Origin of the sequence: Dermacoccus sp. UBA1591, from assembly GCF_002322065.1 — a bacterium.
Lineage (GTDB): Bacteria > Actinomycetota > Actinomycetes > Actinomycetales > Dermatophilaceae > Dermacoccus > Dermacoccus nishinomiyaensis.
Genome location: NZ_DCNR01000054.1, coordinates 38,816 through 46,416, shown reverse-complemented (window position 1 = coordinate 46,416; position 7,601 = coordinate 38,816). Strand labels below are relative to the sequence as shown.

The window sequence follows — 7,601 nt, the reverse complement described above, 5'->3', positions numbered from 1 at the left end:
GCGGGCCCCGCGCTCGTCTACTCGTGCGGGCCGGAGCGTCTGCTCGCGGCGATCGAGGACGGGTGCAAGAGCCGCGCCAACCTCGTCGCGCACGTCGAACGCTTCAGCCCCAAGGAGATCGACGACTCGGGCAACACCGAGTTCGACGTCATCCTCGAAGAATCCGACATGCGCCTCACCGTGCCCGCCGACAGGTCGATCTTCGAGGTCGTGCGCGAGGCCGGTGTCAGCGTCCTCGGCTCCTGCCTCGAAGGCATCTGCGGCACCTGCGAGACGGGCGTCATCGCCGGCGAGATCGACCACCGCGACTCGGTGCTCGAGGACGACGAGCGTGAGGAGGGCGACATCATGATGATCTGCGTGAGCCGCTGCAAGGGCAAGGAACTGACGCTCGAGCTCTGACGCTCGATTGTCGATGCTCAGGACCTGACGCGCGGGCCCCTCTTTCTGCGTGCAAGTGCACCTGGGTGCACTTGTACGCAGAAGGAGGAGGGGCTCTGGAAAGTCGCGCGGCTCACAGACCCCCGCTGCGCCTTACTGTCCGGTAACATCAGTCGTTTGGTCAGCGTTTCGCCGAACGTACTCGGCGGTTCTAGAGTTGTTGCATGGCTTTCACGCAGAACACCAACGTGCGTCCGCGCATCCTCGTCGTAGGCGGCGGGTACCTGGGTTTCATCACCACCAAGAAGCTGCTCGCCTCCCTCAAGGACGGCGAAGGTTCGGTGACGGTCGTCGACCCGAACCCCTACATGACGTACCAGCCCTTCCTGCCGGAGGTCGCCGCCGGTTCGATCGAGGCGCGTCACGCGCTCGTGCCGCTGCGCCGTCACCTCAAGGGTGCGGAGATCATCACCGGCAAGGTGACGTCGATCGACCACGCGAACCGCACGGTCAACGTCGACCCCGAGCTCGGTGACGACTTCACGCTCGAGTACGACCACATCGTCATGGCCGCCGGCTCCGTGCCGCGCGCGCTGCCGATCCCCGGCCTCGCCGAGGAGGGCATCGGTTTCAAGACGATCGAGGAAGCCGTCACGCTGCGTGACCACGTCCTCGCGCGCCTCGACGAGGCTGCCGTCCTCACCGATCCCGAGGAGCGCAAGCGTGCGCTGACGTTCGTCTTCGTCGGCGGCGGGTTCGCCGGCATCGAGGCGATCGCCGAGATCCAGGACATGGTGAAGGACGCCATCAAGCACTACACGCGCCTGTCGCCCGAAGACCCGCGCTTCGTGCTCGTCGAGGCCATGAGCCGCGTCATGCCGGAGGTCAGCGAGGAGCAGGCGAAGTGGGTCGTCGCCTCCCTGCGCGAGCGCGGCGTCGACGTCTACCTCGACACGCAGCTCAAGAGCTGCGAGAACAAGCACATCGTGTTGTCGACTGGCGAGGAGTTCGACGCCGATACGATCGTGTGGAACGCGGGCGTCAAGGCCAATCCCGTCCTCGTCGACTCCGACCTGCCGATCGATGACCGCGGCCGTCTCATGGTCGGCACCGACCTGCGTGTGCGTGATGACGAGGGCAACGTCGTCGAGGGCGCCTGGGGTGCCGGCGACAACGCCGCCGTCCCCGACGTCACGGGCATGGGCCCCGGCGGGTTCTGCGTGCCGAACGCCCAGCACGCGCTGCGTCACGCGCCCGTCCTCGCCGCGAACATCCTGACGACGATTCGCGGCGGCGGCGAGATGAAGCAGTACAAGCACAAGACGATCGGCTCCGTCGCCGGGCTCGGCGTCGGCAAGGGCGTCGCCCAGGTCGGCAAGTACGGCCTGCGCGGCCTGCCGGCGTGGATGATGCACCGCGGCTACCACGCGTACGCGATGCCGACACTCGAGCGCAAGACACGCATCCTCGGCAACTGGGCCGTCGGCATGATGTTCGGCCGCGACGCCAGCGCCCTCATGGACCTCGAGACGCCGCGCCACGCGTTCGTCGACGCCGCCAACTCGAAGCCGGCGCCGAAGAAGGAGCCGAAGCACGTCGAGGCCGCCAAGTGAGCTGACGCCCGACGTCGCCGTCAGCGCGCGTGGTTCTGCGGTTCTGCCCGCGGAGCACGCGCGCTGTCGTGTGTGATGGGTGGCGCCCCGCCAGCTGGGTGAGGCTGACGGGCGGGCCCGGCCGCGACGGCCGTGTCTGAGTGGCCTGACGTGGCGGTCTGAGTGGCCTGACGTGCAGGGCGCCGGGGCGATGGGTTCCGGCGTCACGGGCGTCGAGAACGACGAAGGCGCCGCACCCTCGCTGGGGTGCGGCGCCTTCGTCATGGGCGGCGCGATCCGGTCGGTGACGCAGACCGTCGTCGCGGTGAGATCAGTTGCGGTAGTGGCGCCCGTCGGTGGCGCGCTCGTCGACGACACCGTCGACACGGTTGCCGATGACGTCACCCTCGCCCGCGCGACGACCCTCGGCTGCGCGTTCGGTGCCGACACGCTCCGTGCTGACGTGCTCGGTGGTGCGGTGGTCCTCGGGGTAGCGCTCGACGTCGCGCTGCGCGACGCGCTGGCGGGCCTCGGCGGTCTCGCGCAGATCGTGCTCCTTGTCGCGCTCGGCGGCGAGGCGCTCACGCTCGCGCTCGGCCTCGAGGCGCTGCTTCTCGCTGAGCTGGTGCTCCTTCTTGAGCTCCTTCGTCTCCTTGTGCTGGCGGTACTTGCGCTTCGTGCCGGCGGCGATCAGGCGCGTCGCGGCCCACACGAGCAGCAGCGTCAGGGCGCCGAGGAGGAACACGGTGAGCGGCGTGAGGTTGGCGTCGATGCCGAAACCGTGGAAGTGGACGTCGTTGTTGTTCTCTCCGTTGAGCCCGAAGAGGACCCACAGGACGAGGGCTGCTGCGGCGATGAGCAGCAGGACGGCGAGAGCGAACATGGCAACTCCTTGTGCAGATCTGGCCGATCCGGGCGAGCGTCGCTCCGGATGGTGGGGGCGACGGCGCCGCCCAGCTTGCTGCTCACAGTAGGCGGTTGACGCAGACGGGTACAGCCCCCGCGGGGTGAGGGGGCGTAAGAATAGACCTCGAACGCCCCGTCATGGCTGGAGAGTGTCATGAGGTTGCTCGGGCGCTGCGTGAACCATCTCACACGATGGTCGAGTCTGAGAGCGGCGTGGGCTCGAGGGGTGATGACCAACCGCGGTGTCGGGGTCGTGACCCCAGCGTCGCGCGGTGGAAGGGGGCTGGAGGCGGTCGCTCGTCGCCCCGACGAGCCGTGTCGTCGTCATGAGGAGTGATGGGGTGGCAGGAGCTCTGCCTGGGTGGTGACGAGTTGTGGCTGTGGCGTCCAAACGCGGCGCATCCGGCTGCTGCGGGCACGGCTTCTAGGATGGCGTGGTGACGACGCCTGCCCATCCCAGTTTTCTCCAGGAGTTCTTCCGCTTCGGCCCGCACGCGGGTGCTCACCGGGTGGCGGCGCGGGCCGGCGTTTCGGTCTTCGTCCCGCTCACTCTGCTGACGGTGACCGGGCACCTCGACTGGTCGGCGTTCGCGGCCTTCGGGGCATTCACGTCCCTCTACGGACGCGCCGCGCCGCATGCGGAACGCACGGCGTTGCAGGTGACGATCGCCGGCGTCCTCGTCATGGCGGTGACGCTCGGATGCGCCGTCGGGCTACTGCCGCATCACCAGTGGTGGCTCATCGCCGCCGGTGCGCTCGTCGCCGCGGCGGCGTCGTTGTTGTCGGACGCCTTCCGCTGGCACCCGCCGGGGCCGTTGTTCGTCGTGTTCGCGTTCACCGTCTGCGCGACGCTGCCCGCGGCGGCGTCGAACGTCGCCGTCGGCTTTTTCGTCTCCGCGGCGTCGGCTGCGTTCTCGGTGCTCATCGGACGTGTCGGCCTGTTGCGCGAGACGGGGGAACGTCGTTGGATTCCGTTGCCGCGGGCCAGGATCCGTGAGGCGTGGCAGGCTGAGGGGACGCGCGTGCACCTCGCCCGGTTCGTCATCGCGGTGGGCGCGGCGGGCGTCGTCGGCAAGCTGATCGGGACGCAGTACGGCGGCTCGCATCCCTATTGGGCGATGGTTGCCGCCGTCGCGGGATTGTCCGGCGCGACGCACCGGGCGCGCATGATCCGCGGTGGTCAACGGTTCGTCGGCACGCTGTTCGGCGTGCTCGCGGCGGCCGCCATCCTGCCGTGGCACCCCCAGGGTTTCGCGGCGGTGCTCGTCATCGCGGCGGTGCTCGTCATCGCGGCGCTGCAGGTGGGCGCCGAACTGCTCGTGGGCCGCAACTACGCGCTCGCACTGCTGTGCATCACGCCGCTCGCGCTGATGATGGGGCAGATCGTGCACGAGGTGCCCGTCGGGCCGCTACTCGTCGACCGCGCGGTCGAGACGCTCATCGGCTGCGGCGTCGCCCTCGTCGTCCTGCTGGTCGTGCGCGACCCCGCGCACTGACGGTGCCTGGGGCGGGCGGAGCCGAATGTGGACGAAGATCGCAGATGGGTGAGGTGCATCGCCGTCAGAAGGGGCGATAGGGCGGTTTGGGGCGTTTCGCCGGCTTCGACAGTTCTCGGGCGTTGTCGGGGATCCGGACGTGGCTGATGTCGCCGAAGTAGCGTTCGCGCTGCTGCCGTTCGATGCGGGTGTTGATGATGAGCAGGAACGCGACGATCGCGACCATGAGCACACCCGAGACGATCATGAGCAACACTGCGGCCAGCATGTGCCTTCCTCCCTCGTCCCGTCGCTCCTCCCAGGGTAATCGCGCTGGCCCTGACGCGGCGAGGCATGCGCCCCTCCCGTCGAGAAGCGGTCGTTGCCGAAGAAAGTGAGGAGCGGACGTGGCTCGTCGAAGTGCGGGAACGGGGCGAGCGGGCAGGGACGAAGGGCCCGGACGCGTCTTGCCCCATCGGAGGCTTCGACGCGGCAAGCTGGTGATGTCGAGAACGGCACGAGGACACGCCCGCCCGAAGGAGACCACCATGCCCGACTTCCAGGCCGACCACGACGTCATCAACGCCCTCGCCGAGGACGAGTGCTGGGCGTTCCTGGCGCAGCACGCGTTCGGGCGACTGGCATACACGCTCGTCGGTGAGGCGCAGATCGTCCCGATCAACTACGTCAGCGACGCGGGAGCGATCTTCTTCCGCACGGCCGAGGGCAGCAAACTGCTCGGGGTGACGATGAACTCCGACGTCGCGTTCGAGGTCGACGACCTCAACGGCAGTGGACGGTTCGGCGACGGCGAGGCGTCGAGCGTCATCGTCCGAGGACGCGCTGAGGTGCTCGAGGGCGCCGAAAAGGCTCGTGCGGAACAGTTGCCGCTGCGCCCCTGGGTGCCGACGGAGAAACACACGGTCGTCCGCATCACCGTGAACGAGATCACCGGCCGACGTTTCCAGCTCTCCAAGCCCTGGCGCCACATGCAACCCTGACCCCCTGCGATTTCCGTCCACGGCCAGCGGGCGTCGACCGCGAACGGTTCTGTGTCGGTGTCTATCGTTCAGGTCGGTGTCTACCGTTCAGACGGGCGTCCGAGCGTCGTCACGCGACGGCCGCGGCGCACGAGCATGCCGCCGGGAAACCGTTCGACGGCGACGCGGGACGTGCGCCGCACCGGCGCCGTCGCCATGCCGGACGTGTCGGTCGGAGACGCCCAGAACAGGCGTGCCTCGGCGAGTTCGAGGTCGGCGGCGAGGGGGAGGTCGCCGCGTCGGCGCAACCATTGCGCGAACGCGTGACCGTCAGCGCGCGAGCCACGCGTCGGACGCTCACGAGCGAACTCGGCGAACAACGGGTGCAACCGCGGGCCGAGCGACGCGATGAGGATCGGGCACACGAACTGCAGCTCGTTCGCTCGCTTGCGCAGGAGCGCTCGTCGCGCGACGTCGAGATGGCGAGCGTCGAAGCCGGCCGGGGCGGACGCCAACCCCGTCAGCGCCGCCACGATCTGCGCCTGGCGTGCGGCGAGATCAGCGTGTTCATCCGACGCAGAATCCATGGGGGACGCGGCCTCCGTCCTGCCGTCGAACTCGTGGGGGCGGCCCCCCTCGTCGGCGGATACGGGCGCGGACGTCGAACTGTCGCTGTGCCCGCCCGTCGACGATGCGCGGCGGATCGTCATTGCGCGGCCGTGACGCGCGGCATGCCGGCGGCGTCGGCGATGGCGTCGAGCTCCGTGAGCAACTCCTCGGCAGGCGGGTAGTCGCCGTCGCGTTCGAGCATCGCGGCCGGGAATGTCGTGCGTCTCGAGAGCTCCGAGATGAGGTGCAGCACTTCGGGGTTCACCGCGGCCGCATGCGTGTCGTGGTAGATCCCGTCGTTCTCGACCCCACCCGCGACGTGCATGTACGCGAGCCGTTCGAGGGGCATCGCGAGGGGCGTCTCGAGCGGATTGCCCCCGTGATTGCGGGCGTTGGCGTAGACGTTCGCGATGTCGAGCAGCAGCAGCGCGTCGGTGCGTTCGATGATCTCGGTGACGAACTGTGCCTCGCTCATCTCGTCCTCGGGGTAGGTGAAGAGCGCCGCGACGCATTCGAGCGCGAGCGGGACGTCGAGCTCGGCCTGGACGCTGCGGACGTTTCGCACCATCACGTCGACGGCGGCGCGCGTGCGCGGCAGCGGCGTCAGGTGGCCGACCTCGAAACCACCCGCCCGCACGAACGAGATGTGCTCACTGACGAGCGGCGCGCCCGTGATGGCGGCCGTCCCGACGAAGTGCGCGACGCGATCGACGTCGAGGCCCTCGGCGTCACCGAGCCCGAGCTTCACCCCGTGCGGGACGACGGTGACGCCGCGCTCGCGCAGCTGCCTCAGGGCTGGCGGCATGCCGTGCATGACGGATTCGGCGACCACTTCGACCCACGTCAACCCAGGTTGGGCGGCGAGGACGTCCGCGATCTCGGGGCGCCATCCGATGCCGACGCCCGCAGGCATCGACGTGGCCGGTGCGGGCCGTGTTGCGTCGGACGTCGTGATGCTCATGTCTCGCATGATGCCGCACCGACAGGTGTGGCGTGACGTCACCTGCTCGACTCTCGTGCATCTGCTCGAGGTATATGACGCACATTCCTCGGACAGATGTGTCTTTCTCGCGCAGCTGTGGCTCCGGCCCGCCGTACTCGCGACGATTCGTGGTCACCTCCCCTCCGCCAGGACCGGCGAAACACCCGCGAAACATCACCTCGCTAACCTCCTGCCATGCATCTGACGCCCGCCGACACCGAGAAGCTGCTCTTGTCCGTCGCGGGAATGGTGGCGCGTGATCGACTCGAGCGCGGCGTGCTGCTCAATCACCCCGAGTCCGTCGCGCTGCTGTCGACGTGGGTCATCGAACGTGCCCGCGAGGGTCGCAGTGTCGAAGAGTTGATGAGCGCCGGACGCGAGGTGTTGACACGTGAGCAGGTGATGCCGGGCGTCGCCGAGATGATCCCCGACATTCAGGTCGAGGCCACCTTTTCCGATGGCCGCAAGCTCGTCACCCTCCATCACCCGATCGCCTGAAGGAACGAGCCATGACAGCGAACTCAGGCCGTCGGCCGCAGGACGCAGCCGACGACCCAGCAACCCCCGGGGCCACGAGCGCTCCTGGCGCCATCCGCGTCGCCCCGGGGCACATCTCGCTCAACACCGATCGTTCAGTGAACGAACGGCTGCGCGTCGTCGTCGAGAACACGGGCGA

The 7,601-nt window shown here is 68.7% G+C and carries 9 protein-coding genes; 5 read left to right on the top strand and 4 right to left on the bottom strand.

Features of this window, described 5'->3' with window-relative positions:
• Together B2284_RS05860 and B2284_RS05855 are read left to right on the top strand one after the other, a co-directional pair.
• Positions 1 to 402: 2Fe-2S iron-sulfur cluster-binding protein (locus tag B2284_RS05860; protein ID WP_286697292.1), on the top strand; the 402-nt coding region annotated here is incomplete at its 5' end.
• Positions 403 to 605: 203 nt separating this feature from the next.
• Positions 606 to 1,994, top strand: coding sequence for an NAD(P)/FAD-dependent oxidoreductase (locus B2284_RS05855; protein WP_136788161.1), 1,389 nt, complete (start codon positions 606 to 608; stop codon positions 1,992 to 1,994).
• A 310-nt stretch (positions 1,995 to 2,304) separates the two neighbouring features.
• Here B2284_RS05855 and B2284_RS05850 read toward each other — a convergent pair whose 3' ends face one another.
• Complete coding sequence (locus B2284_RS05850; protein WP_136788159.1) at positions 2,305 to 2,856, bottom strand: hypothetical protein; 552 nt, start codon at positions 2,854 to 2,856, stop codon at positions 2,305 to 2,307.
• A 460-nt stretch (positions 2,857 to 3,316) separates the two neighbouring features.
• On the opposite strand from B2284_RS05850, the gene B2284_RS05845 reads away from it, so the two are divergent.
• Positions 3,317 to 4,375, top strand: coding sequence for an FUSC family protein (locus tag B2284_RS05845; RefSeq protein WP_136788156.1), 1,059 nt, complete (start codon positions 3,317 to 3,319; stop codon positions 4,373 to 4,375).
• A gap of 64 nt (positions 4,376 to 4,439) precedes the next feature.
• Here the strand turns inward: B2284_RS05845 and B2284_RS05840 are convergent, their stop codons facing one another.
• Positions 4,440 to 4,643 (bottom strand): hypothetical protein, encoded by a 204-nt coding sequence (locus B2284_RS05840; protein ID WP_006947152.1) that lies wholly within the window; start codon positions 4,641 to 4,643, stop codon positions 4,440 to 4,442.
• Positions 4,644 to 4,902: 259 nt separating this feature from the next.
• Between B2284_RS05840 and B2284_RS05835 the strand changes: the two genes are divergently transcribed.
• Positions 4,903 to 5,355 (top strand): pyridoxamine 5'-phosphate oxidase family protein, encoded by a 453-nt coding sequence (locus B2284_RS05835; RefSeq protein ID WP_062256151.1) that lies wholly within the window; start codon positions 4,903 to 4,905, stop codon positions 5,353 to 5,355.
• Positions 5,356 to 5,435: 80 nt separating this feature from the next.
• On the opposite strand, the gene B2284_RS05830 is transcribed toward B2284_RS05835, so the two are convergent.
• Together B2284_RS05830 and B2284_RS05825 are read right to left on the bottom strand one after the other, a co-directional pair.
• Positions 5,436 to 5,921 (bottom strand): SCO6045 C-terminal-like domain-containing protein, encoded by a 486-nt coding sequence (locus B2284_RS05830; protein WP_136788154.1) that lies wholly within the window; start codon positions 5,919 to 5,921, stop codon positions 5,436 to 5,438.
• Positions 5,922 to 6,040: 119 nt separating this feature from the next.
• A complete protein-coding gene (locus B2284_RS05825; RefSeq protein ID WP_131940334.1) occupies positions 6,041 to 6,904 on the bottom strand; it encodes an MbnB/TglH/ChrH family RiPP precursor modification enzyme in 864 nt (287 codons plus the stop codon).
• A gap of 216 nt (positions 6,905 to 7,120) precedes the next feature.
• On the opposite strand from B2284_RS05825, the gene B2284_RS05820 reads away from it, so the two are divergent.
• A complete protein-coding gene (locus B2284_RS05820; protein ID WP_038566517.1) occupies positions 7,121 to 7,423 on the top strand; it encodes an urease subunit gamma in 303 nt (100 codons plus the stop codon).
• The last annotated feature ends 178 nt before the right edge of the window (positions 7,424 to 7,601 follow it).